Origin of the sequence: Capnocytophaga sp. oral taxon 878, from assembly GCF_002999135.1 — a bacterium.
Taxonomy (GTDB): Bacteria; Bacteroidota; Bacteroidia; order Flavobacteriales; family Flavobacteriaceae; genus Capnocytophaga.
In genome coordinates this window covers 826,036-850,772 of record NZ_CP027229.1, presented here as the reverse complement: position 1 = coordinate 850,772, position 24,737 = coordinate 826,036, and the positions used below count along the sequence as shown (strand labels likewise).

Annotated in this window: 22 protein-coding genes; 15 read left to right on the top strand and 7 right to left on the bottom strand. The window is 35.7% G+C overall.

Going from position 1 to position 24,737, the window contains the following annotated elements; all coding sequences use genetic code 11:
• The first annotated feature begins 84 nt into the window (after positions 1-84).
• The gene (gene recQ / locus C4H12_RS03780) at positions 85-2,274 is read left to right on the top strand and encodes a DNA helicase RecQ (protein ID WP_106097744.1); all 2,190 of its coding nucleotides are present in this window, start codon (positions 85-87) and stop codon (positions 2,272-2,274) included.
• A 79-nt stretch (positions 2,275-2,353) separates the two neighbouring features.
• Here recQ and C4H12_RS03775 read toward each other — a convergent pair whose 3' ends face one another.
• Together C4H12_RS03775 and dnaA are read right to left on the bottom strand one after the other, a co-directional pair.
• The gene (locus C4H12_RS03775; protein ID WP_106097743.1) at positions 2,354-3,526 is read right to left on the bottom strand and encodes an alanine dehydrogenase; all 1,173 of its coding nucleotides are present in this window, start codon (positions 3,524-3,526) and stop codon (positions 2,354-2,356) included.
• A complete protein-coding gene (gene dnaA, locus C4H12_RS03770; protein WP_106097742.1) occupies positions 3,526-4,944 on the bottom strand; it encodes a chromosomal replication initiator protein DnaA in 1,419 nt (472 codons plus the stop codon). Before dnaA ends, C4H12_RS03775 begins: the two co-directional genes overlap by 1 nt.
• 199 nt (positions 4,945-5,143) lie before the next feature.
• On the opposite strand from dnaA, the gene C4H12_RS03765 reads away from it, so the two are divergent.
• The gene (locus tag C4H12_RS03765; RefSeq protein WP_106097741.1) at positions 5,144-5,557 is read left to right on the top strand and encodes a thioesterase family protein; all 414 of its coding nucleotides are present in this window, start codon (positions 5,144-5,146) and stop codon (positions 5,555-5,557) included.
• A gap of 96 nt (positions 5,558-5,653) precedes the next feature.
• On the opposite strand, the gene C4H12_RS03760 is transcribed toward C4H12_RS03765, so the two are convergent.
• The 3 genes from C4H12_RS03760 to C4H12_RS03750 form a co-directional block, all read right to left on the bottom strand.
• Positions 5,654-6,640, bottom strand: coding sequence for a hypothetical protein (locus C4H12_RS03760; RefSeq protein WP_106097740.1), 987 nt, complete (start codon positions 6,638-6,640; stop codon positions 5,654-5,656).
• A 131-nt stretch (positions 6,641-6,771) separates the two neighbouring features.
• Complete coding sequence (locus tag C4H12_RS03755) at positions 6,772-7,599, bottom strand: purine-nucleoside phosphorylase (RefSeq protein ID WP_106097739.1); 828 nt, start codon at positions 7,597-7,599, stop codon at positions 6,772-6,774.
• Positions 7,600-7,620: 21 nt separating this feature from the next.
• The gene (locus C4H12_RS03750) at positions 7,621-8,436 is read right to left on the bottom strand and encodes a M48 family metallopeptidase (RefSeq protein WP_106097738.1); all 816 of its coding nucleotides are present in this window, start codon (positions 8,434-8,436) and stop codon (positions 7,621-7,623) included.
• A gap of 608 nt (positions 8,437-9,044) precedes the next feature.
• Here C4H12_RS03750 and C4H12_RS03745 point away from each other — a divergent pair.
• The 5 genes from C4H12_RS03745 (at position 9,045) to C4H12_RS03725 (ending at position 12,831) form a co-directional block, all read left to right on the top strand.
• The gene (locus C4H12_RS03745; RefSeq protein WP_129588203.1) at positions 9,045-9,524 is read left to right on the top strand and encodes a leucine-rich repeat domain-containing protein; all 480 of its coding nucleotides are present in this window, start codon (positions 9,045-9,047) and stop codon (positions 9,522-9,524) included.
• Between the two features lie 103 nt (positions 9,525-9,627).
• Positions 9,628-10,017, top strand: coding sequence for a hypothetical protein (locus C4H12_RS03740; protein ID WP_106097736.1), 390 nt, complete (start codon positions 9,628-9,630; stop codon positions 10,015-10,017).
• A 124-nt stretch (positions 10,018-10,141) separates the two neighbouring features.
• The gene (locus tag C4H12_RS03735) at positions 10,142-11,401 is read left to right on the top strand and encodes a lipopolysaccharide assembly protein LapB (RefSeq protein WP_106097735.1); all 1,260 of its coding nucleotides are present in this window, start codon (positions 10,142-10,144) and stop codon (positions 11,399-11,401) included.
• 95 nt (positions 11,402-11,496) lie between these two features.
• A complete protein-coding gene (gene truA / locus C4H12_RS03730) occupies positions 11,497-12,252 on the top strand; it encodes a tRNA pseudouridine(38-40) synthase TruA (protein WP_106099416.1) in 756 nt (251 codons plus the stop codon).
• A gap of 54 nt (positions 12,253-12,306) precedes the next feature.
• The gene (locus C4H12_RS03725) at positions 12,307-12,831 is read left to right on the top strand and encodes a hypothetical protein (protein WP_106097734.1); all 525 of its coding nucleotides are present in this window, start codon (positions 12,307-12,309) and stop codon (positions 12,829-12,831) included.
• Here C4H12_RS03725 and gldA read toward each other — a convergent pair.
• On the bottom strand, positions 12,828-13,727 hold the full coding sequence (gene gldA, locus C4H12_RS03720) for a gliding motility-associated ABC transporter ATP-binding subunit GldA (protein WP_106097733.1): 900 nt from the start codon (positions 13,725-13,727) through the stop codon (positions 12,828-12,830). The genes C4H12_RS03725 and gldA overlap by 4 nt on opposite strands.
• A 365-nt stretch (positions 13,728-14,092) precedes the next feature.
• On the opposite strand from gldA, the gene C4H12_RS03715 reads away from it, so the two are divergent.
• The 8 genes from C4H12_RS03715 (at position 14,093) to C4H12_RS03680 (ending at position 24,042) form a co-directional block, all read left to right on the top strand.
• The gene (locus C4H12_RS03715) at positions 14,093-16,759 is read left to right on the top strand and encodes an AsmA-like C-terminal region-containing protein (RefSeq protein ID WP_106097732.1); all 2,667 of its coding nucleotides are present in this window, start codon (positions 14,093-14,095) and stop codon (positions 16,757-16,759) included.
• 19 nt (positions 16,760-16,778) lie between these two features.
• On the top strand, positions 16,779-17,525 hold the full coding sequence (gene gpmA, locus C4H12_RS03710; protein ID WP_106097731.1) for a 2,3-diphosphoglycerate-dependent phosphoglycerate mutase: 747 nt from the start codon (positions 16,779-16,781) through the stop codon (positions 17,523-17,525).
• A 125-nt stretch (positions 17,526-17,650) separates the two neighbouring features.
• On the top strand, positions 17,651-18,979 hold the full coding sequence (gene ffh / locus C4H12_RS03705) for a signal recognition particle protein (protein ID WP_106097730.1): 1,329 nt from the start codon (positions 17,651-17,653) through the stop codon (positions 18,977-18,979).
• A 39-nt stretch (positions 18,980-19,018) separates the two neighbouring features.
• Entirely contained in the window at positions 19,019-19,480 is a 462-nt protein-coding gene (locus C4H12_RS03700) for a DUF2750 domain-containing protein (protein ID WP_106097729.1), read from the top strand.
• A gap of 15 nt (positions 19,481-19,495) precedes the next feature.
• A complete protein-coding gene (folD, locus tag C4H12_RS03695; RefSeq protein ID WP_106097728.1) occupies positions 19,496-20,374 on the top strand; it encodes a bifunctional methylenetetrahydrofolate dehydrogenase/methenyltetrahydrofolate cyclohydrolase FolD in 879 nt (292 codons plus the stop codon).
• Between the two features lie 13 nt (positions 20,375-20,387).
• Positions 20,388-22,130, top strand: a complete 1,743-nt coding sequence (locus C4H12_RS03690; RefSeq protein ID WP_106097727.1) for an ABC transporter ATP-binding protein — start codon at positions 20,388-20,390, stop codon at positions 22,128-22,130.
• Positions 22,131-22,153: 23 nt separating this feature from the next.
• Entirely contained in the window at positions 22,154-23,248 is a 1,095-nt protein-coding gene (locus tag C4H12_RS03685; protein WP_106097726.1) for a chorismate-binding protein, read from the top strand.
• Between the two features lie 38 nt (positions 23,249-23,286).
• Entirely contained in the window at positions 23,287-24,042 is a 756-nt protein-coding gene (locus C4H12_RS03680; RefSeq protein ID WP_106097725.1) for a DUF4369 domain-containing protein, read from the top strand.
• Positions 24,043-24,100: 58 nt separating this feature from the next.
• On the opposite strand, the gene C4H12_RS03675 is transcribed toward C4H12_RS03680, so the two are convergent.
• Entirely contained in the window at positions 24,101-24,736 is a 636-nt protein-coding gene (locus C4H12_RS03675) for a hypothetical protein (RefSeq protein ID WP_106097724.1), read from the bottom strand.
• Position 24,737: the final 1 nt, after the last annotated feature.

The following is a 24,737-nucleotide window of genomic DNA, read 5'->3' as shown; positions in this document are numbered from 1 at the left end:
TTTGTAGTATGGGAAAAAGCCGTATATTTGTAAAATAAAACGACTAACAAAATACTCAAGCATAAGAAATCAAAGAAATTTACTATGAAAATGACAACAGACGACTTACATAAATCCCTGAAACACTACTTTGGTTTTGAAGCGTTTAAAGGGCATCAAGAAGAGATTATAATGAGCGTAATTAACAGGGAAAATACCTTTGTAATTATGCCCACAGGGGGTGGTAAATCATTATGTTACCAGCTACCTGCCTTGGTATTGGAGGGAACGGCTATTGTTATATCACCACTTATAGCCTTAATGAAAAACCAAGTGGATGTGGTACGCGGTATCTCATCTACTGATAGTATAGCCCACGTGCTGAATTCATCACTTACAAAAAATGAAATACGTGAGGTGATGGATGATATTAGTAATGGTAAAACAAAACTGTTATATGTAGCTCCTGAATCACTTATTAAAGAAGAATATGCTAATTTTCTTAAAACAGTGCCTATCTCATTTGTAGCAGTAGATGAAGCTCACTGTATTTCGGAATGGGGGCATGATTTTCGTCCTGAATATCGCAATATTAAGACAATTATTGAGCGTTTAGGCAGTAATATTCCTATTGTAGCTCTTACAGCTACAGCTACTCCTAAGGTGCAGGAGGATATACTCAAAAACTTAGGTATGCAGGAAGCTAATGTATTCAAATCATCATTTAACCGCCCCAATTTGTACTATGAAGTACGCCCTAAAACTAAAAATGTTGATGCTGATATTATCAGATTTGTAAAACAAAATGATAAAAAATCGGGGATAATATACTGCTTAAGCCGTAAAAAGGTAGAAGATCTTGCGCAGACATTGCAAGTAAATGGTATTTCGGCAGTGCCTTATCACGCGGGATTGGATGCTAAAACGCGTGCTAAACATCAAGATATGTTCCTTATGGAAGAGGTAGATGTGGTAGTGGCCACTATTGCCTTTGGTATGGGAATAGATAAACCGGATGTACGGTTTGTAATTCATCATGATATTCCTAAAAGCATTGAGAGCTATTATCAGGAGACGGGACGTGCAGGACGTGATGGAGGTGAAGGACATTGCTTGGCTTTCTACTCATATAAAGATGTAGAAAAGTTAGAAAAGTTTATGATAGGTAAGCCTATTGCCGAACAAGAAATAGGACAAGCCCTTTTGCAAGATATAGTAGCATACGCAGAAACATCTAGTTCACGCCGTAAGTTCATATTACACTATTTTGGTGAGGAATTTGACGAGGTAAATGGTGAAGGTGCAGATATGGATGATAATGTACGCTTCCCCAAAGAAAAGAAAGAAGCTAAAGATGATGTAGTAAAATTACTAAATGTAATTATAGCTACAAAACAGAAATTTAAAGCTAAAGAGTTAGTAAATACCTTAATAGGAAAAGTAAGTGCTTTGATAAAAGCACACCGTATTGATGAACAAGATTTCTTTGGTATAGGGAAAGACAAAGAAGATGTGTATTGGATGGCATTGTTACGACAAGTAATGGTAAATGGCTTGATACGTAAAGATATTGAAACCTATGGGGTAATGTTTATTACTGATAAAGGTAGGGAATTTCTTAAAAAAGTACCTTCGTTTATGATGACTGAAGACCACTCTTTTGAAGAAGAACCTGAAAATATAAATAGTGATAATGCTTCGGTAGCTGACCCTGTATTATTGGAAATGTTGAAAGACCTGCGCAAAAAGGTAGCTAAACAAAAAGGCGTACCACCATTTGTAGTATTCCAAGACCCTTCATTGGAAGATATGGCGCTTAAATACCCTATTACTATTCAGGAGCTTACTAATGTACATGGTATAGGTGAGGGAAAAGCTAAGAAGTTTGGGGCTGAATTTGTCAAACTTATTGAGAAATATGTAGAAGAGAATGATATTATACGTCCGGAAGATCTTATTGTGAAGACTACAGGTTCTAACTCGGCATTAAAATTATTTATCATTCAGAATGTAGACCGTAAACTACCTTTACCTGATATAGCTCAAGCTAAAGGTTTAGAAATGGATGAGTTCTTGAAAGAAATGGAACAAATAGTGTACAGCGGAACTAAACTAAATATTGATTATTGGGTGAATGAAATATTAGATGAAGAACAACAAGAAGAACTTCATGAGTATTTTATGGAAGCTGAAAGTGATAAAATATCACTTGCTTCTAAAGAGTTTGCTGGTGACTATGAAGATGATGAACTGAGAATATACAGATTAAAGTTCATTAGTGAAGTAGCTAATTAAGAAAATAAAACTTTTATTATTTTTTGTATAACAAAAAAGGAACTGTTCAATAATAATTGAGCAGTTCCTTTTTTTATATCTATAAAAACAATAAATTAAGGGGTTTATAAGGCAAATCAAACCATTGGGAAACCGTATCATTGGTGAAAATTCCGTGGTATAAATATAGTCCGTTACGGAAGCCTTTATCAGCTTGTAGAGCGTTTTCAAAGCCGCCTTCTTCTCCTATTTTTAGTAGATAAGGTAGCAGTACATTACTAAGAGAAACTGAAGCTGTATGAGCATAACGTGAAGGTAAATTTGGCACTCCGTAATGTAACACCTCATGAGCTACAAATGTAGGATTATTAAAAGAGGTAAGCTGACTGGTTTCAATACAGCCACCTGTATCAATTGTAGTATCGATAATTACAGAACCACGTGGCATTAGTTGAACCATTTCATTGGTAATTACTACAGGTGAGTATTTTTCGCCACGCATAGCTCCTATTAATATATTACAATGTTTTAGGTTTTCTTTGAGGAGTGAAGACTGTAAAGTAGCTGTAAATACAGAAGGTAATAGTTGTTTTAGCTTTCGCAAATCGGAAAGAGATTTTGCGAATATCTTTACATTTGCTCCTAAACTTAAGGCTGTTTGGGCTGCAGCTGTTGTTATTTCATTGGCCCCTAAAAGTATTACTTCGGCAGGGGGCACGCCTACTATATTACCCAAAAGAACTCCGCTTTCTTGGCTTAGAAGCTCGGCGGCTATAAGTACAGATGCTACACCTGTTATTTCACTAATTGACTGGCGTATGGGGTAATTTTCTTGCTCATCCTTAATATACTCAAAAGCTAAAGCTGTAATTTGTTTTTGAGCAAGCGCCTCAAAATACTCAGTAGTAAGTGTATTAAGAGGTAAAACTGAAATTACTACGGTATTGGGTTTTATGTAGGTTATTTCTTCATAAGTAAGGGGGGCTACCTTTAATATGATAGGACAGGCAAATACATCTTGAGTATCATATATTATTTCAGCGCCTACCTCACTGTAATCTCTATCGGTAAAGTTAGCTTTTTTGCCTGCTCCGCTTTCTATCAAGATATGGTGCTCATTGGCTGTTAGTACAGCAACATCAGAGGGAGTAAGGCAGATGCGTTGCTCCCCAAAGCTATGCTCTTTAGGTATCCCTATTTTTAGAGACTGTTGCTTAGTGGCTACAGCCAAGCGTTCTTCTTGAGGTATGAGCTGAGCAAATGTGTGTGGCATTAGTCAGAAAATTTAGTTTCTAAATCGCTTACATATTTTTTGAATTCACGATCGGTTTCGATAAGGTTTTCAACCGTTTTGCAAGCGTGAAGTACTGTAGCATGGTCACGTTGGCCTATTTGGCTACCAATAGTTGATAGGGAACTTTTGGTGTATTTTTTACTGAAAAACATAGCTAACTGCCTAGCTTGAACGACATTGCGCTTACGTGTTTTAGAATGTAGAGACTCAATATCTAAACTAAAATAATCGGCTATGATTTGCTGAATATGATCGATAGTTAAATCATGGCGGTTATTTTTAACTGATTTTTCAATAATACTTTGAGCAAGCTCTATAGAATACTCTTTTCGATTAAAAGCAGCTTGTGCAATGAGTGAGTTACTTACCCCTTCTAACTCACGTATGTTGGTGCGTATATTCTCGGCTAAATAGGCTATAATATCTTCATCTATTTCGGCCCCATCGTTATAGAATTTGTTTTTTAGTATTTCATAACGGGTTTCATAATCGGGTAATTGTAGTTCGGCTGATAGTCCCCATTTAAAGCGAGATAACAGGCGTTGTTCAATATCAAACAAATCAACAGGAGCTTTATCGGAAGTAAGTATTACTTGCTTGCCGGTTTGGTGTAGATGGTTAAAGATATGAAAGAAGGCGTCTTGGGTTTTTACTTTACCTGAAAGGAATTGGATATCATCTACTATTAGCACATCGATAAGCTGATAGAAGTGAATAAAATCATTCAGGTTATTTTTATTGTCCTTGGCAGTAGAAGCGCTGATGAACTGCTGGGTGAACTTTTCGGCTGATACATAAAGTACTTTTTTCTTAGGGTGTTTTTCTTTAATATCAACCCCGATAGCGTGTGCTAAGTGTGTTTTACCTAGGCCTACCCCACCGAATATAAATAGGGGGTTAAAAGCAGTGCCTCCTGGCTTATTAGCTACAGCTATTCCTGCCGAGCGTGCTAATCGGTTGGAATTACCTTCGACGAAGTTATCGAAGTTGAGTTGTAGGTTTAGCTGAGGATCAATAGTAATTTCTCTGATACCAGGTATTACGAATGGGTTTTTCAGTTCGGGGTCCTTAGTTTCGGTAGCTAAAGTAACTGATTGTTTTGCCAACTCGGGGCGGTTGGTACTAGGTAATTGCTGCCTATTGGCATCCTTGCCTATAACATATACTAAGCGTGAATTTTGCCCTAAAGAGAAGTTCAAAGCAGATTTGAGGAGGGATATATACGTTTCCTCAAGCCACTCATAATGGAGCCGTGATGGCACCTTTATTTTTAGCTTGTTATCTTCTAAACTTTCGGGGATTATAGGGGCGAACCACATATTAAATTGTTGTTCTTCTATGTTGTCTTTAATGAAATCAAGACACTTTTCCCATACTTTTTCAGCTGCTTCTTTCATAAAAAAAATGTTTTTTAAGACATCTATTTTGCTAATCGTTTGATTATTAGATTTTTTTAGTAATTTTGCCTTCTAAAAATGCACTGTTATTTCAGTGAGCAAAATTGTGAATAATTTTTGAATAAAAAAAATATTTAACACTTGTTTTTTTACTTTCTTTTTATATGGGAGATTTAAGAATTTTTATATTTATATGATTATGAGTAGATTACAGTTTGACTATGAACTGCGTACTAGGTATGCAGAAACAGACCAAATGGGGGTTGTGTACTATGGGAATTACCCTCAGTATTTGGAATTGGGGCGTGTAGAGTGGTTACGTTCTATTGGTTTTACCTACAAAGCTATGGAGGAAGAGGGTGTTATGATGCCTGTGGTATCTTTGCAAATACAATATAAAAAGCCCGCTTTATATGACGAGCTTATTACTATTCGTACTATCCTTAAAGAACTTCCTTCTAAAAAAATAGAGTTTGATTACGAGATTTACAATGAAAAGGGCGAATTACTTTCTACAGCTAATACTGTATTGGTATTTGTAGATGCAAAAACTTTTCGTCCTGTACGTTGTCCTGAAAAGGTGTTACAACTTATTGGAAAGGCTATAGGTTAGCCTTTAATCAGCTTAACTTGTTAGTTGAAAAGGTAAAAAAAATAGGGAAACATACTGAAGAGAGATAAGACTTTGTGAGAATAGTGTTTATGCTTACTACTTCAGTCGTTTTAATAAAATATGCCACATTGCATCGTAAAAAAGAGCGGTGGATAAATGGCCTGTGTTCCAAACTTCCACTTCGAGATTTCCATAAGCTGGAGCATGCTGGTGAAGTGGTAAAAACGCATCATAGCGAGCCATCACAGGAAAAGCATTGGGTGATTGAATTTCCTGCCATTGGGCTGAGAAATTTAGGTGTTGTGTAATGATTTTGTTTCGTTCAATTTCACTTTCAGTGGTATTTTTTTTGGGGAAAATAAAAAACTTTTCGTGTGCTACTGTTCCTACTATTGGCACATAGAAATCGGCTGAATTATAGGCTACCCGATGCCTATTTGCTATTACAGCTCCTAAGCTGAATCCGCCAATTCCGATAGTTGGTACTCCTTTTTGTCGTAAAGAGTGAATTAGCTTTTCGGTTAATTTGACACTTGTTGCCATTGTTGCCATAAAGGTGGATAAGGAGGCTGTTCCTTGTTTCAAATTTCCTTTTTGCTTGTGAAAAGGAGTACGGACTACAATTAGGTTCACACTCAAATTATCTAGTGTTTCTTTTTTGAATATATTAGAGAAAATGCCATAAAAAGGATATTCTGATGCTCCGTGGTGAAAAATGAGTGTATTGGAAGTGTTGGAATTCCATTTATATACTAAAAAAGCGGGGTCTAAGATGCCTGCCTTGGTAGAAGCTTTTACCTCATATAATCCTTCGCTGTTCCAATCGGGAATATCTAAATTTATTGCTTCTAAGTGTTGAAAGAAATTGTCTGTTTGCACTCCGTTGGGAAAGTAAATAGGCTGAGAATAGGCTATTTTATCTACTGCGAAATTTAGATTAAAAGCAGGAATTTCTTTTTTAATTGTAGCATCGGACGCTTGTATGAATGTTTTATTTATTTTTTCATAAGATGGATTCCGGAATAGCCACATAAGAGCAATTGCTAAAAAGCTAATAAGTGATAATAAAAATAAGTATATCATCTTTTTACTTTAATTTTCAAGGAAAGGTTTCTTTAATAATATTTTTGGATTACTACAAGTTGAATTAATTAAAATCAGACCAGTTTGGCAAGTAAAACAAGCTAAACTGGTCTGATTATTAAAGGGAACTACTAACGGTAGTTTTTTATAAGGTTTTTAACTAGTAATATCACGTTGGGCATAGCGATATTGGCAGCGTTCAGTACTTCTTCGTGAGATACATCGGGGGATATTTCAGGGCCTCCTAAATCGGTGATTACTGATAGGGCGCATACTTCCATATTTTGGTGTCGTGCTACAATTACTTCGGGCACGGTACTCATACCTACAGCATCGCCGCCTAAGATGCGTACCATACCGTACTCGGCAGGGGTTTCAAAAGAGGGACCTTGTAGCCCTACATACACACCTTTTTGTAATTTAATATTATTTTCTTTGGCGATTTTTTCGAGTTCGGCAATCATAGCGTGGGTGTATGGTTTGCTCATATCGGGGAATCGGGTGCCGAAGAGGTCTAAGTTTTTGCCACGTAGGGGATGTTCGGGGAACATATTGATATGGTCACGGATTACCATTACATCGCCTATTGAAAAGTTGGGATTTACGCCTCCTGAGGCATTGGATACAATGAGGCGCTTGATGCCTAACTGGTGGAATACGCGTATTGGGAAGGTTACTTCTTGCATAGTGTAGCCTTCATAATAGTGTACGCGACCTGCCATCATTAGTACGTAACGTCCTTCGATTTTACCGTAGATGAGTTTTCCTTTGTGTCCTGATACAGTGGACTTAGGGAAGTTGGGGATGTTTTTGTACTTAATTTCGGAAATTACTTCAACTTCGTCTTCTAATTTGCTGAGTCCTGATCCTAAAATGATAGCAAACTCGGGGGTGTGTTCTGGAATATACGACTGTATGATGCGAGCCGTTTCATTAATTTTATCGTAAAACTGTTGCATATTGTTTATAGTTTTTATTATCTATTTAAATGAGGTTACGCCGAATTTGGCTGCTTCGGCACGTGCTTTTGGCACTAATTGGGTTAAGTTTTTGATGCGAGAAGCATCGGAGGGGTGTGTGCTGAGGAGAGGGTTACTTTCCTTACCACCTTTAAGGGCGGACATACGTTTCCAGAGTTCGGGGGCTTCGGCAGGGTCATATCCTGCGATGGCCATAATTTGGATACCTATAGCATCGGCTTCGGTTTCATTAGAGCGGCTAAAGGGGAGCATAACACCTACATTGGTACCTAAGCCATAGGCTAGCGAAAACAGTTCGTTATACTGACTTTTATTGGTAACTTGGAGGGCTACAGATCCTGCTGCTGCGCCTATTTGTTGTAGGGTGGCGGCACTCATACGTTGAGCTCCGTGATCGGCTAGGGCGTGTGCTACTTCGTGCCCCATAACTACGGCTAAGCCTGCTTCGGTTTTGGTAACAGGTAAGATGCCTGTATATACTACGATTTTGCCGCCAGGCATACACCAAGCGTTCACTTCGGGGCTATCAACAAGGTTATATTCCCATTGGTAATCTTTTAGATATCCTTTATATCCGTTGGCATCGAGCCATACTTCGGCGGCTTTGGCTATGCGTTGGCCTACGCGTTTTACCATAGCGGCATCGTTGGTACTGCTGATTACCTTATTGGAATTGAGGAAGGTAGAATACTGACTGAAAGCCATTGGAAAAACGGTACTATTAGGCATAAAGTTTAGGGTGCTTTTTCCTGTAAATGGGTTGGTTTTGCAAGAAAAGGCAGCTAACAATGATAATGAAATAATAAGTTTCTTCATAAAATTCTATTTTTTAATCGGTGCAAAGATAATAAATAATTATCAATTAACAAGTAAAAATTTATATTTTTTTTAGACTTTGGGAGTTAGAAAGAGGGAGTTAGAAGGCAGGTAAAGATTGAGAAAAATGCAATGTTTTTGAGGATTTGTTGTGAATTATATAAAAAATGGTTTTGTGAAAAAGTGCTTGATAATCAGTATGGTTATGTTTATCCTTCGTTTATAGTTCGTTTATCCTTCGTTATAGGTTCGTTCATCCTTTGGTAAAGGTTGGGTTATTATAGGGGTACACTTGAGATAAAAACTATTGATAATGAATGTATTACGGTTTTGAGGTTGAGATTGATTGGAGGTTGGGGGATATTGAAATATTTTTATTAAAATGGTATAATTATTGCGGCATTTGATTATATGGAAAAAGAGGTAGAGATAAAGTTTGGTGGGAATAAAGATGAGATGCCCCAATTAGCGGCTTTTGACTTTGTAGAAGAACTTTTTGTTTTTGGACTCGGATAGATGATATATCGGAAATTGAGCATCTTCACAATCTTAAAAAACTTTACTTAGATAATGGTGATAATACAAGGATTGATTTTTCAAACTTTCCGTTGCTGGAAGAGTTGCTATCGTGGAGTAGGAAAGGTATAGAGGAGGCTTGGGATATAGCGAGCTTGAAAGTACTTAAATTATATGGGCTAAAGAAGGAACAATACAAGAAGGGAAGGGCTTTGACATCGGTTTTGGAATTGGATTTAAGAAGTACAACGGTAGAAGATTTATCGTTTTTGGCTGATTGTAAGAACTTAAAGAACCTGCATTTATCTTATATGAAACGCCTAAAAGACCTTAACTTTTTAAAGAACTTAACAGAGTTGGAGGTTTTGGTAATTGAAGGGAATAAGATAGAAGACTTTGGTGTAGTATCGTGCTTAAAGAGACTAAAACAATGCAGTTTGGATAGCAAAATAGGAACAGCCAAGAGTGATGATTTTATTCATTTAAAGGCTCTGGAAAGTTTTGGTCTATACGGGAACAAAACAATGCAGAAAGTGAGCCGTGAAGTGAAAGAAGTATTGGGATTAAAGTAGATAAAGTATTATGGACAGAAGGTTCCTATTTATATTTAATAGGGAATTATAGGAGAAGTTAGCAGAAAAGTAAGGGAGCTTTTGAAAAACAAATTAGTAAAGCATGAATGTACTAAATATTATTGAGAGAAATTTCTTTTTAAAAGAACTTTATCCTAATGGGTTAAGTAACTTTTATATGGGTAGAATAGAGCTTACTGCTTTTGATAAGCTAACGCTTGTACTTCACTTTAGAGAAATACCTGCTATAGAAGTTGCTAAATGGGGCCGGTGGGGTAAAGACTATAACATAATTACAGCAGAATTAACAGGCTGTATGATTAAAAGTATACAAATAATAGATTGGCAAAACAACCAACGGGAGTTGTGCGAATGTGAGGTGGAATTGACAACTGATGATTATATTTTGCTTACTTTTAGAGGTACAGATTGGAAAGTGGTTATTGAATTAAAATCATTACTTTTGCAAAGAAATACGGTGTATATGGAATAAAAATACCCAACCTAATAGTTGTTTTATAATATCTAAGTCCTAAAAAAATTTGGTACTTTCAAAAATATGTATTACATTTGCCCCTTGAAAATGTTACTTAATTAAAAGTTAATTACAAAACAATATGAAAAAACCATTATTAATTGCTTCAGCGCTATTGTTTGCAGCTGTGGCTTTCGGTCAGAAAAAAGAACTTAAAGAGATTGAAAAACAAATCCGTAAAGGAGAGCTTCCTGCTGCTCAAACAGGTTTAAATGCTATTAAAGGAAGTATAGATGGGACAGAGTTTGCTCCTCAGTTTTACTTTTTAGAAGGAGAATTAAACATTGCTTTTGCTAAGAAAAACACAAGAACAGCGGCTTCATTACAAGCAGCTACAGAGGCTTTTGCTAAAGTAAGACAACTAGAGGGAGGTAAAGGAAAATACTCTGGACAGATTCCGGCTTTGGCAAATGAGGCTGTGAATATCGCGATTACAGAGGCACAAAATAGCTATGATAAGCAACTTTACAAAAATGCAGCTATAGCTTTTGAACAAGTATATCGTTTGAGTCCGAGAGATACTGCTTTCCTGTACAATGCGGCAGTAGTATCAGTACAAAATAAGGATTATGACAATGCTGTACGCATTTACAAAGAATTAAAAGACTTGCGTTATGATGGTAGCGAAAAAGTATACTATGCTACTGATAAGCAAACTAAAAAGGAAGTAGCTTTTGGTGATAAAAATCAGCGTGACTTGATGGTTAAAGCTAAGACTCACGAGCGTCCTCGTGATGAAAAAACCCCTTCAAAACGTGCTGATATAGTTAAAAACATTGCCTATATTTATGTAGAACAAGGTAAAAACGAAGAGGCACTTAAGGCTTTTGAAGAAGCAAGAAAATCATATCCTAAAGATGCAAACATTATCTTGAATCAAGCTAATATCTATTTGCAATTAGGTGATAAAGAGAAGTTCAAAGAATTAATGGCAGAGGCAGCTCAAATTGAGCCTAACAACCCTGACTTACATTACAATATGGGGGTTATTAATATGGAACAAAAAAACATTGCAGACTCACGTAAAAACTTTGAGCAAGCCCTTCGTATTAAACCTAACTACCCTGATGCTGCTTTGAACCTTTCAACAACTTATCTTGAAGAAGGTAATGCCTTGGTAGAACAAATGAACAAATTGGGTACCTCAAAGGCTGATAATGAGAAATTTGACAAGCTAAGAGGTGAAAAAGATGAATTGTTCAAAAAAGGAGCTAGTATATTGGAAGACTTTATTAAAGTTCATGGTAATACTGATAGCATTTTGGAGCAGCTTAAAATTATTTACGGTGCTTTAGGTGACACATCTAATTTCCAACGCATTAAAAAGATGCTAGATAAATAAGAATTTAGGAATTAGAAAATAAAGAAATTAGGAGTTAGGAAATAGCTGTTTCCTAACTCCTTTGTTAATTGATAACTACTAATTATTTTATTGTTTTGCGTTACTTTATCAAATTTTCTTTTTTTGGGAAGCATTATCACGGTTGGCAAATACAACCTAAGGCTATTACAGTGCAGGAAGTATTGCAACAAGCTTTGAGCACCTTGTTGCGTGAATCTATAGCTGTAGTTGGAGCAGGGCGTACTGATAGTGGGGTACACGCTGAAGAAATGTATGCCCATTTTGATACAAAAGACACTCTGCCTATTGACTTTGTACGCAAACTTAACTCGTTTCTTCCGAGTGATATTGCTATTGATAGTATTTTTGCAGTTACTCCTGAGGCACATGCGCGTTTTGGTGCTATAAGTCGTACGTACCAATATCACATAAGTACGCGAAAAGATGTATTTAAGCGTGATTACAGTATGTACTTTACTTTGCCACTGAATGTATCCTTAATGAATGAAGCTGCCCATATACTGTATTATTACACCGACTTTCAGTGTTTTTCTAAAACGCATACCGATGTAAAGACTTTTTTATGCAAAGTGTATGAGGCTAATTGGGAACAGGTAGGGCACGAGCTGATATTCACTATTACTGCTGATAGGTTTTTGCGCAATATGGTGAGAGCTGTAGTGGGTACCCTTATAGAAGTAGGACAGCAACGCCTATCACTTACTGATTTTGAGGATATTATTATGAGTAAGAGCCGTAGTAATGCAGGAGCATCGGTGCCTGCTTGTGGTTTGTTCCTGACACGTATTGAATATCCTGAAACTATCTTTATAGAAAAAATAACTGAATAATTAGGATATATCAATAATTATTACTAATTTTGCGGACTTTTAAAACAAATTTAAATGAAATATCTACAAAACAAATATCTAAAAATAGTATTAGCAGTACTAATAGTGGCGTGGGCTGTACAGCAGTTTGTACAGGGTAATATAGGGAATGGTATTGCCCTTATATTCTTATCATTAATACCTATTTTATTGTATTTTAGGAATGAGTATATTTTGCTTACTTTTTTGCGCTTGCGCAAGCAAGATATGGTAGGAATGGAGAAGTATTTGAGCAAGATAGTAGAGCCTGAAACTGCCCTTATGCGTAAACAACAAGGGTATTACAACTATATGTACGGTATTATCTATTCGCAAAAGAACCTTACTCAAGCTGAGAAGTATTTCCGTAAGGCTTTGCAATTAGGGCTTAATATGGATTATGATGTAGCTATGGCCAAACTTAGTTTGGCGGGTATTATGATGCAGAAACGCAAGAAACGTGAAGCACAAGAGCTGCTTACAGAGGCTAAAAAGCTTGACAAGCAACACCTAATGAGTGAACAAATACGTATGCTACAACAGCAACTTAAAAAGATTTAGTAACCACGAGTTACTTGAAGAAATTTCTCCTCCAAGTCAGTATGTTTATGATTGATTTGGAGGATTTTTAGTCCGTTTTGGTTAGCAAAATCAAATACTGTGGGACGCATATCGGTTTGGGTATCAAACTGTAACTGGTAGAGAAATTCATAAACATTGCTAACTGAAACAATATTGGGGAGGTTACGCAAGAGGCGTTCTTCGACACGGAAATCAAAAGCTACTTCTATAATTTGATCTTTTCCTTGTAGCTCGGTCATCTTCTTATCGAGCACTATGTTTCCTTTATTTATAACTATTACGCGGCTGGCAACGGCTTGTATTTCTTGCATAATATGTGAAGAAAGCAATACTGTTTTGTGCTTGCCAAGCTCTTTGATAATATGACGTATTTCGACTAACTGGTTGGGATCAAGACCGGTAGTAGGTTCGTCTAAAATGAGTATTTCGGGGTCGTGAATGAGTGTGGATGCTAAACCTACTCGTTGGCGGTATCCTTTGGAAAGTGCTTCAATCTTCTTATTACTTTCGGGCAATAAACCGGTAAGATTTATTACTTCTTCAATTCTGTTTTTAGGTACATTAGGGTAAAGTCCTGCCATAAAATGGAGGTACTCACGCACGTACATCTCGGTATAAAGGGGGTTATGTTCGGGGAGATAGCCTATTTTTTTTTGTGCTTCGATAGGGTTTTTAAGCATATTGATGCCGGTTATGGTTATGCTACCGGCTGTGGGGGTAAGAGCTCCTGTGAGCATTTTCATAGTGGTGGTTTTGCCTGCCCCATTGGGACCTAAAAAGCCTGTGATTTCTCCTTTTTCAAGTTGGAAATTAATAGCATTTACAGCGGTTTGCTGTCCGTATATTTTTGTTAAGTTTTGAACTTCTATTTGCATTTTGAGTTATATTTGCGGCAAAGGTACAAAACAATTATCAAATAACAAGATTTGGTGGTTAGTTTTTGGTGTGTGGTGCTTTTTAACTATCCTTCGTTTATAGTTCGTTTATCCTTCGTTTATCCTTCGTTCAACTTTATATTATATTATGTGGTTGTTATATGGTGATTGTATAGCTATTGTATGGGTTTTGTAGGGTGATTTTTGTTGTGGTTATTTTTTTGTTTCTGTTGTAATAGGTTTCTTTTCTGTTTTGAAGCGGATGGAGTTTAGGTGGTTTGCTGTAAAAAATTGAAGATAATGATTGAACATTGAAAATTATTTTGTACTTTTGCGCTCAGATAAAAATATAATAAAAAAGTGCTATGAAAATAGTTAAGAAAATACTGAAATGGGGAGGTATTGTGCTTTTGTTACTCCTTATTGCAATGGTGGCTATTCCTTACTTTTTTAAGGATACGATTAAGGAAAAGGTAATAGCGATGGTGAATGAGAATTTGAAGGCGACTATTGCTTTGGAGGATGTGGATATCAGTTTGTTAAAGAATTTTCCGAAAGCACAGGTTACCCTCAAGGACTTTGTATTGGTAAATAAAGAGCCTTTTGTGGGGGATACGCTTTTTGCTGCAAAACATATTGATGTGTCATTGAGTATTAGAGACTTAATGGCGGGTAATTACAACTTGTTGGGGGCTAATGTAAAGGATGCTTCGGCTTATATTCACCTTAATAAGGAGGGGGATGGTAACTTTGATATTGCTATTCCGTCGGACAAACCAGAAGAGGAGTCAGCTCCTATAAAGTTGGATATTCAGCAGTATAGTGTAGAGAATTTCAAGTTCACTTTTAAGATGGATGATGGTGATATTTTTATGCAAATAGGTGATATTTACCATAGTGGAAAGGGGAATTTTGCTGAAGAGGTGCTTGATTTGGACACTCAAACAAAGGCTAATGTTACTTTTGCGATGGGTAAAAGTACTTTTATGAAGGAAGTTCCTATTACTTTACAGGCTCTTTTGGGTATTGACCTTAAAAATCAGAAGTATACTTTTAAGGATAACAAAGCTACTGTAAACCGTTTGGATTTGGTATTTGATGGATTTATCCAACTGCTGGAGGAGGGACAACGTTATGATCTTACTTTCAGTACACCAACTAATAGTTTTCAAAATTTCTTGGCTCTTATTCCTGAAGAGTATTCAAAAAGTATTGAGAATGTAAAGACTACGGGAAATCTTACCTTGAAGGGATTTGCTAAAGGTGATATGGTGGGGGATAAAATTCCTGCTTTTGGGCTTGAAATGTATGCGGATAATGCTACTGTAAAGTATCCTAATCTGCCTAAGACAATACGTGATATTAGTATTGATTTAAAAGTAAATAATGCTACTGGTGTGATGAATGATACGAAGGTGAACCTTCAGAAATTTGCAATGAGTATTGACCAAGATAGTTTTTGGGCGCGTGCTAATGTGAGCAATATGATGGTAAACCCTTATGTAGATTTGGCTGCTAAAGGTACTATTAACTTGGCAAACTTATCACAGGCTTATCCTATTTCATTAGATAAAAAGTTGGCGGGTATACTAAAAGCAGATATAGCTACACAACTGGATATGAAATCGGTAGAGGCTAAGAATTATCAAAACATCAAGGCGCAGGGTCATCTTTCACTAGCACAGTTTGTGTATGCTGGAGAGGAGTTTGTGAAGCCTTTCCATATTAATGAGATGAGTTTGTCATTTAATCCTTCGCATATAGGTTTATCTAAATTTGATGCTCATACAGGGAATAGTGACTTGCATTTGGATGGTACTATTGATAATTTTTATGGTTTTGCATTTAGAAAAGAGACATTGAAGGGTAACTTTAATTTTTCGGCTAATAAGTTGGTTGTAAACGATTTTATGCAACCTACAAGTGCTACAGCTACCCCTACAGCGACTACAGAAACTACTAAGAGTGGAACTACAGCTACTGCAGCCTCTATAAAAGTACCAGCCTTTTTGGATTGTACTCTTAATGCTAAAGCAAATACTGTGGTTTATGATAACTTGAACCTTAGTAATGTATCGGGTAAGTTATTGATAAAGGATGAAAGGGTGAGCATTCAGAACTTGCGTACTGATATTTTTGGTGGTAGTATAGGTATAGGCGGGGGGTTATCAACCAAAGAAAAGACACCTACCTTTGATGTAAATCTAAACCTCAGTAAGCTAAATGTTACAGATGCTTTTACCCAGATAACAATGTTGGAGAAAATAGCTCCTATAGCTAAAGTAGTACAAGGGAAGGTAAATACAGTTATCAATGTAAAAGGGAATTTAAAAAATGATTTAACTCCTGATATTAATAGTATTTCGGGTGATTTTTTTGGGGCATTACTAGATTCGCACGTAGCAGCAGAAGCCTCTCCCCTACTCTCGGCCTTGGACAGTCAATTTACAGGTTTGAATTTATCTAAGTTGAATTTAAATGATGTTAAAGCTTCGGTTACTTTTGAAGAAGGAAAGGTAGTATTTAAACCTTTTACTATTAAATACAAAGATGTGGCTATTAATGTAGCAGGATCGCATGGTTTTGACCAACAAATGAACTATAAACTTACTTTTAATGTGCCACCACAAATGTTGGGTAAAGAAGCTGAAGGTTTATTGGCTAAACTTACTCCTGATAATCAGAAAAAAATAGGCAATTTACCTGTAGTAGCTACTGTAGGAGGTACTTTTCAAAAACCTCAGGTAAGTACAGATTTGCAAACAGTAGTAAAAGATTTGGCTACCCAAATAGCTAAGAACCAAATTAATAATCTTACGAATAAAGGAACAAATGCCTTACAAGAAGCATTGGCAAGCAAAACAAACTCGACCACAGCTGGAGAAGTAACACAAGCTATAGAAGGTATGATGAAAAACAAAGATAGTACTCTTACAGCTGTAAAAGAAAAAGCTAAAGAAGAGGCTAAGAAAGAAGCGAAGAAGCAGATAGGTAATTTTCTTAAAGGATTAGGAAAAAAAGAGGAAGAATAAAATATAAAAATTGAAATATATGTATAAAGTAGTACTTTTACGCCACGGACAAAGTGAGTGGAACAAGCTCAATCTATTCACAGGGTGGCAAGATGTTGATTTAACTGAGCAAGGAGTGCAAGAGGCACGTGAGGCTGGACGAGTGATGAAAGAAGAAGGCTTCAAATTTGATGTGGCTTATACATCGGTATTGAAACGTGCTATTAAAACCTTAAATAATGCCTTAGAAACAATGGGTGATTTGTGGGTACCTACTCACAAAAGCTGGCGCCTAAATGAAAAAAGCTATGGAGCATTACAAGGTTTGAACAAAGCAGAAACAGCTGCTAAATACGGTGATGACCAAGTGCTTTTATGGCGTCGTTCATACGATGTACGTCCGCCTCTTATTGAGAAGACAGATGAGCGTCACCCTTCACACGACCGCCGTTATGAAGGTTTAACTGCAGATGAAAAAACAGCTGGAGAGAGCCTTAAAGATTGCTACGACCGTATGTTGCCAATTTGGTTTAATGAAATAGCACCTGATATTAAAGCAGGTAAAAGTGTAATTATTGCTGCTCACGGTAATAGTTTACGTTCACTTGTTCAGTACCTTGATGGTCTATCAGAAGAAGAAATTTTGAAGCTTAATATTCCTACAGGGGTGCCTTTGGTATATGAATTAGATGCTAATTTAAAACCTACTAAGCACTATTATTTGGGTGACCAAGAAGCTATTGCAGCCGCTATTAACAGTGTTGCAAATCAAGGAAAAGCAAAATAATTTTTTGTTATTTATTTCATAAAAAGAAGAGGATACCTTATTTTTTTTGGTATCCTCTTCTTAATATTTTTTTTAGTTTCCAGTTTTTTTATTACCTTTGCCCCACTTTTATAAACTGAATAAAGATGTTTGACAATTTAAGTGATAAATTAGAGAAAGCCTTTCATAACTTGAAAGGGCATGGTAAGATTACCGAAATTAACGTAGCAGAAACGCTGAAAGAAGTACGCAGAGCCTTATTGGATGCTGACGTCAATTATAAGATAGCTAAAGATTTTACTAACAAAGTAAAAGAAAAGGCTATTGGACAACAAGTACTTACTACCTTACAACCAGGACAACTAATGGTTAAGATAGTGAAAGATGAACTTACCGAATTAATGGGAGGAGATGCTGCCGGGGTAAACCTATCGGGCAATCCTACTGTAATTTTGATGTCGGGGTTACAAGGATCGGGTAAGACTACTTTTTCGGGTAAATTGGCTAACTATCTTAAAAATAAGAAGAATAAGAAACCATTACTGGTAGCTTGTGATGTTTACAGGCCTGCTGCTATTGACCAATTACATATTGTAGGTGAACAAGTAGGAGTACCTGTGTTTTCGGACAAAGGTAATAATAATCCTGTAGAAATAGCTCAAAAAGGAGTACAATACGCTAAAGAAAATCACTTAAATGTAGTGATAGTGGATACTGCTGGACGCTTAGCAGTAGATGAGCAAATGATGAATGAAATATCAAACATTCACAAAGCACTTAATCCGCAAGAAACCCTTTTTGTAGTAGATGCTATGACAGGGCAAGATGCCGTAAATACTGCTAAGGCATTTAATGATGTGCTAAATTTTGATGGAGTAATACTTACTAAATTAGATGGCGATACTCGAGGTGGAGCTGCTATAACTATCAAATCGGTAGTAAATAAACCTATTAAGTTTGTAGGTACAGGAGAAAAGATGGATGCCATTGATGTGTTCTATCCAGACCGTATGGCAGATCGTATTCTTGGTATGGGTGATGTGGTATCACTTGTAGAGCGTGCACAAGAGCAGTTTGATGAAGAACAGGCTCGTAAGTTACAGAAAAAGATAGCTAAAAACCAATTTGGTTTTGACGATTTCTTGGAACAAATACAACAAATAAAGCGTATGGGGAGTATGAAAGATTTACTTGGTATGTTACCAGGAGTTGGTAAAGCAGTAAAAGACCTTGATATTAAGGATGATGCTTTCAAACACATTGAGGCCATTATTCATTCTATGACACCTAAAGAACGTAGTACTCCTGCTATTATTGATGTAAGTAGAAAGAAACGTATTGCTAAAGGTAGCGGACGTGATATTCAAGAAGTAAACCAACTGATGAAACAGTTTGAACAAATGAGCAAAATGATGAAGATGATGCAAGGTGGTGGAGGCAGAAAAATGATGCAGATGATGCAAGGAATGCGATAATTACTCAAATTAATAATTAACAATTAAGAGTCAGTAGATATGCTTGAAGATTTTGTTAAAACTGTGGTAAAGAATAGAAAAGTATATTACTTATGGTTAGGAGATACCTTTGCTATATTTGTGTCAAAAGTTTTTTATCAGGCTGAAAATCATAGAGAACTTCCTGTAGTGTATTTTTGGGATAGTGCTGCTAAGGCAGAGGCTTGTAAAGTAGAAGATTGGATTGAAGGAGAGATAAAAAGCCTTTCTTTAGAAGATTTTATTTATACATGCTTTGAAATGCACACTGAAACTATGATTGCAGGAATTAATTACAATGCAGACTTAACAATAGGAGAGGAATCTATACCTATGGATGTAGTAAAACAGCTTGTAGCAGAAATAGAAATGACTAAGACTCCAGTTACTTTTAAAGGCTCATTTACTTCATTGACAGATGTAAAACAGACAGCTAATGAAATGATGCCTGATATTGAAGATGAAGAAGAACCCAACAACTAAAAATAATAGCTAAATATGACTATCTTAGACGGAAAAAAAACCTCAGAAACACTCAAAAAAGAAATAGCTGAGGAAGTAAAACAACTAAAAGCCGCTGGTAAAAAAGCTCCTCACCTAGCAGCTGTGTTAGTAGGAGATGATGGAGCTAGTCTTACTTATGTGGGTAGCAAGGTCAAAGCTTGTGAACAAGTAGGTTTTGCATCAACTTTAGTAAAATTACCTGCTGATATTAGTGAGGAAGCCCTACTAGAAGAAATAGCTGAACTGAATGCTAATGATGATATTGATGGTTATATAGTACAGTTACCCTTACCAAAACATATTGATGAACAAAAGATACTTTTGGCTATAGACCCAGCTAAAGATGTAGATGGTTTTCATCCAGCTAATTTTGGACGAATGGCATTGGATATGGAGGCTTTTATTCCTGCAACTCCTTTTGGTATTATGGAACTATTGAAACGATACCAAGTACCTACAAAAGGCAAACATGTAGTAGTAGTAGGTCGCTCACATATAGTAGGTCGTCCTATCAGTATATTATTAAGCCAAAAAGGGGCACAAGGTAACGCTACTGTGACCCTTACCCATAGTCACACTCCTAATCTAGCTGAATTTACACGTAAAGCAGATATTATTGTTATGGCGTTGGGTATACCTGAATTTCTGAAAGGAGATATGGTTAAAGAAGGCGTAACTGTAATAGATGTAGGTATTACTCGCTTAAAAGATGATACAAGTCCAAAAGGTTACCGTATTGTAGGTGATGTAGCTTATAATGAAGTAAGCCCTAAAGCTAGTTTTATAACCCCTGTTCCGGGAGGAGTAGGACCTATGACCATTGCTATGTTATTAAAAAACACACTCTTAGCATACCAATGGAAGGACTTATAACAAACACAAATTAATGGCGCACCTTAAACACATACGCAAATATTTCTTTAAATATAAGTATCATCTGCTCTTGGGAGTTTTTATTACCGTAGTATCGCGCATATTCTCATTGTTTATGCCTAGGTATGTAAAAAACTCAATAGCTGCTATTGAGCAATATACCCAATCGGATAGTAAAGATGCCTCACAAATGACTTCTTTATTGGTGGAGTATGCTCTTATTATTATTGGGGCAACTATTATATCAGCTATATTGATGTTTTTTATGCGACAACTCATCATTAATGTATCTCGTTATATAGAATATGATATGAAAAATGAGATATTTAGGAAGTATGAGCAACTATCATTGAGTTTTTATAAACGCAATAGAGTAGGAGACTTGATGAATCGTATTAGTGAGGATGTTTCAAAAGTGCGTATGTATGCAGGGCCTGCTATTATGTATAGTGTACAGACTATTACTCTCTTCGCTTGTGTTATTCCATTAATGTTTATTATTTCTCCTAAACTTACCTTATTTACACTTATTCCTCTGCCTATCTTATCTCTTCTTATTTATAAGATGAGTAAAAGAATTAATGCAGAAACAATGAAGGTACAAGCATATTTATCAGATCTTTCTACTTTTTCACAAGAAACCTTTTCGGGTATTGGGGTAATTAAAGCCTATAACAATGAAGCCGCTACTGATGCTCAATTAGCTGTATTAGCTGAAGATGGAAGACAGAAAAACATTAAGCTGGCTAAGATACAAGCATTTTTTATTCCTACAATGATATTGATGATAGGCTTGAGCCTTATTTTTGTTATATTTATTGGCGGTAGATTGTACTACACAGGAGAAATACAATCAATAGGGGTGATAGTAGAGTTTAGTATTTATGTAATGATGCTTACATGGCCTGTAGCTACAGTAGGTTGGGTAAGTTCTATAGTACAACAAGCTGAGGCTTCACAAAAACGTATTAATGAATTTCTTTCGGAAGTGCCAGAAATACGTAATTATGTAGGAGAGCTAACGCCTATAAAAGGTAGTATTACTTTCAGGAAGGTATCTTTTAGTTATTCAGATACAGGTATCGAAGCTCTTAAAGAAGTATCTTTTGATATTAAAGCAGGAGAAACTGTTGCAATTATAGGTAAGACAGGTAGTGGGAAAACTACTATTTTAGACCTTGTAGCTCGTATGTATGACACTACTGAAGGTGAAATACTTATAGGGGGAATACCTATAAAAGAACTTAATTTACATAGTTTACGTAAAGCTATTTCGGTAGTACCACAAGAAAACTTTCTATTTTCGGATACCATTAGGAATAATCTTCGATTTGGTAATAATGCTACTGAAGAAGAAATGATAGATGCTTGTGAAAAAGCAGTAGTACACAATAATATAGTAGAGTTCACCAACCAATATGACTCAATTTTAGGAGAACGAGGTGTATCACTTAGTGGAGGACAACGCCAGCGAATAGCTATAGCAAGAGCTTTGTTAAAACCTGCAGAGATTTATTTATTGGATGATTGTCTTTCAGCAGTTGATACTGATACAGAAGAGAAAATACTCACTAACTTACGTGAAAGCTTAACAGGCAAAACGGTACTGATAGTAAGTCATAGGGTATCAATCACTAAATACGCTGATAAAATACTAATGCTTAGTGATGGAAAAGTGGTAGAACAAGGTACTAAAGAAGAGTTATTAGCACAAAATGGTGTATTTAAGGCCTTTTATGATACTCAAGCAATATAGGCATAAATGGCAGTATTTTTACTATGAAGATAGAACCTAAAGATTTTATTTTATTTGAAGAACTATTACAACTAGCACAACATAAATATGTTGAGCAGTTGCCTTTTGTATGTTTTAAATACCCTAATCATAAATCGGTGTGGCTTATAGGACAAGAGGATAATACACTTCATTACTTTACACCTCATAAAAAAGTTCAAAAGGGATTTATTTTTGCACCTTTTGATACTGCTAATTCTCCTATTATCCTAACCCCTGATAATGTTACTATAAGTAATCTTCCTATACAAGAAATAGCAGAAAGTAACTATTTTGGAACGGCACAAGAAACTGAAGCTGAAAAACAAGCTCATATAGATTTAGTAACGAAAGCTATTGAACAGATACATCAAGGTGCTTTTGAAAAAGTAGTACTTTCTCGTAAAATTACACTTCCTTTTGTAGCAAATCCTTTTAAGAGTTTTGCTAATATGGTAATACGTTATCCTTCAGCGTATTGTTATTTGTTTTTTCATCCTAAAGTAGGTACTTGGCTGGCTGCTACACCTGAATTATTATTGTTTAATGAAAATAATAATTTTAATACTATGGCTTTAGCTGGTACTATCCCCTCCCCCACCCTAAAGAAAAATACTATAGAATGGCTCCCTAAAGAAAGAGAGGAACAGCAGATAGTTACAGATACTATAGTACGACAACTGCAAGGATATGTAGATCAGTTTGAAATTTCAATACCTAAAACAATACAAGCGGGAAAGGTTATGCACTTATGTACTGAAATTAAAGGAAAAATAAAGGAAGGTAAGGTCTTTGATGTGATAAAAAGCCTCCACCCTACTCCTGCAGTTTGTGGTTATCCTACTAATAAAGCACGGAAATTTATCATAGAAAATGAACTTTATGATAGACAGTATTACACTGGCTATTGTGGAGAAATATCGGATAATTTTCAGGCATTATATGTGAATTTGCGCTGTATGCAAATTACTAATACAGAAACCTATTTATATGTAGGAGGAGGTATTACTAAAGATTCTATTTCTGAAAAAGAATATGAGGAAACACAGAATAAAGCTATGACAATGAAGTTAGTAGTTAGCACAGATACTAACAACTAAGAATGAAAATTAATACCAAAGACTAAATAATAGATACAATGAAAAGAATATTAATGGCTGTGTCGGCACTATTGATGATAGTAGCTTGTGACAAAAAAGAAGAAAACACAATGATTGTGGAAGGGAATATAGACGGACTAAAAGTCGGTACTATTTATTTGCAACAATATGTAAATGATAAACTTACTAATATAGATTCGGTAGTAGCTGATGGCAGTGGTAAGTTTACTTTTAAAAGACATCTAGAAAGCCCTGAAGTGTTTTATATTTACCTTGACCTGAAAAAACAAGCTGGCACTGATTTGGGAGACCGATTAATGTTTTTTGGTGAAGATACTATTATAAATATTAATAGTTCATACGATATGCTAGAAGTGAAGGCTAAAATTAGCGGTTCTAAATCACAAAAACAATATGAGGACTATTCACATACAATGAGACGATTTGGAATGCGTAATGCAGAGCTATTAGAAAAACAAATTAATGCATTTAAGGTAGGCAATACTACTTTGGCTGATTCACTGAATATGGCTTCGGAAAGGAATAACTACCGTAGGCATCTTTTTGTATTGAATTATGCACTGACCCATCCTGACTCATATATTACTCCTTATGTAGTGCTTGTAGATGCACCGAATACACGTGTAAAATACTTAGATTCTATTTATGGAAAACTTAATAAAGAGGTAGCAGCCTCTAAATATGGTAAAGAGTTTAAAACTTATATAGAAGTAGCAAGAAAACGTGAAAATGAAAGAACAGCTACAGATACTACTACAGAAAATGCAGAGTAAATAAATGCTAAAATTGTTATAAGAGGACATTACAAAAGTGATGTCCTCTTTTTTAGTTTTAATCTTTTATGTAAAACTTATTTTTGACTAAAGAACTTTCATCAAAAAAGTGAATGTCCTTTATTTCAATACGATATATTATATTGTACTCTGCTTCAGGAGGATTATAAGATTGAATAGAAAGTACTACTTTTCTATAAGTTTTAGGATTCTGATAAATATAGTTACTCTTTTTTGTGTCTTTGGCTTGAAAAACAGGATCATAAAAAACACTTCCTATTTTTTCTGTTAATTCAGGAAAAGAAATAGGATATTTGGCCTTATCATAACAAACTTCTCCTTTTATCACACTATATCTGCTATTGATAGAGAAAATTAATGTATATGCTTTTTTATCTCCTTTGGTATAAAATGATAGTAAGGCATTTTCATCATATTTTTCTCCTTTTAAATCAGCGAAGGCTACTTTTTCTTTGGTGAATCCTGCTAAGTTACTTTTCTTTTGGTTAGGAAGAAAATATACCTTCTCTGGGGATATACTTTGAAAAATATAATACATTTTTTCCTCTGAAGGATTTTCTTGAGTTATTTCTTGACAAAAATCAAGTAATATATCTATTAAGCGAATAGAGTTCTGTGCCTTTATAGGAAAATAGACACATAAGAATAGAATAATTAGTATCTTTTTTTTCATT

Coding starts and splice junctions, on each gene's coding strand:
- recQ (WP_106097744.1), top strand. CDS start 85: ATGAAAATGACAACAGACGACTTACATAAATCCCTGAAACACTACTTT.
- C4H12_RS03775 (WP_106097743.1), bottom strand. CDS start 3,526: ATGCCACACACATTTGCTCAGCTCATACCTCAAGAAGAACGCTTGGCT.
- dnaA (WP_106097742.1), bottom strand. CDS start 4,944: ATGAAAGAAGCAGCTGAAAAAGTATGGGAAAAGTGTCTTGATTTCATT.
- C4H12_RS03765 (WP_106097741.1), top strand. CDS start 5,144: ATGAGTAGATTACAGTTTGACTATGAACTGCGTACTAGGTATGCAGAA.
- C4H12_RS03760 (WP_106097740.1), bottom strand. CDS start 6,640: ATGATATACTTATTTTTATTATCACTTATTAGCTTTTTAGCAATTGCT.
- C4H12_RS03755 (WP_106097739.1), bottom strand. CDS start 7,599: ATGCAACAGTTTTACGATAAAATTAATGAAACGGCTCGCATCATACAG.
- C4H12_RS03750 (WP_106097738.1), bottom strand. CDS start 8,436: ATGAAGAAACTTATTATTTCATTATCATTGTTAGCTGCCTTTTCTTGC.
- C4H12_RS03740 (WP_106097736.1), top strand. CDS start 9,628: ATGAATGTACTAAATATTATTGAGAGAAATTTCTTTTTAAAAGAACTT.
- C4H12_RS03735 (WP_106097735.1), top strand. CDS start 10,142: ATGAAAAAACCATTATTAATTGCTTCAGCGCTATTGTTTGCAGCTGTG.
- C4H12_RS03725 (WP_106097734.1), top strand. CDS start 12,307: ATGAAATATCTACAAAACAAATATCTAAAAATAGTATTAGCAGTACTA.
- gldA (WP_106097733.1), bottom strand. CDS start 13,727: ATGCAAATAGAAGTTCAAAACTTAACAAAAATATACGGACAGCAAACC.
- C4H12_RS03715 (WP_106097732.1), top strand. CDS start 14,093: ATGAAAATAGTTAAGAAAATACTGAAATGGGGAGGTATTGTGCTTTTG.
- gpmA (WP_106097731.1), top strand. CDS start 16,779: ATGTATAAAGTAGTACTTTTACGCCACGGACAAAGTGAGTGGAACAAG.
- ffh (WP_106097730.1), top strand. CDS start 17,651: ATGTTTGACAATTTAAGTGATAAATTAGAGAAAGCCTTTCATAACTTG.
- C4H12_RS03700 (WP_106097729.1), top strand. CDS start 19,019: ATGCTTGAAGATTTTGTTAAAACTGTGGTAAAGAATAGAAAAGTATAT.
- folD (WP_106097728.1), top strand. CDS start 19,496: ATGACTATCTTAGACGGAAAAAAAACCTCAGAAACACTCAAAAAAGAA.
- C4H12_RS03690 (WP_106097727.1), top strand. CDS start 20,388: ATGGCGCACCTTAAACACATACGCAAATATTTCTTTAAATATAAGTAT.
- C4H12_RS03685 (WP_106097726.1), top strand. CDS start 22,154: ATGAAGATAGAACCTAAAGATTTTATTTTATTTGAAGAACTATTACAA.
- C4H12_RS03680 (WP_106097725.1), top strand. CDS start 23,287: ATGAAAAGAATATTAATGGCTGTGTCGGCACTATTGATGATAGTAGCT.
- C4H12_RS03675 (WP_106097724.1), bottom strand. CDS start 24,736: ATGAAAAAAAAGATACTAATTATTCTATTCTTATGTGTCTATTTTCCT.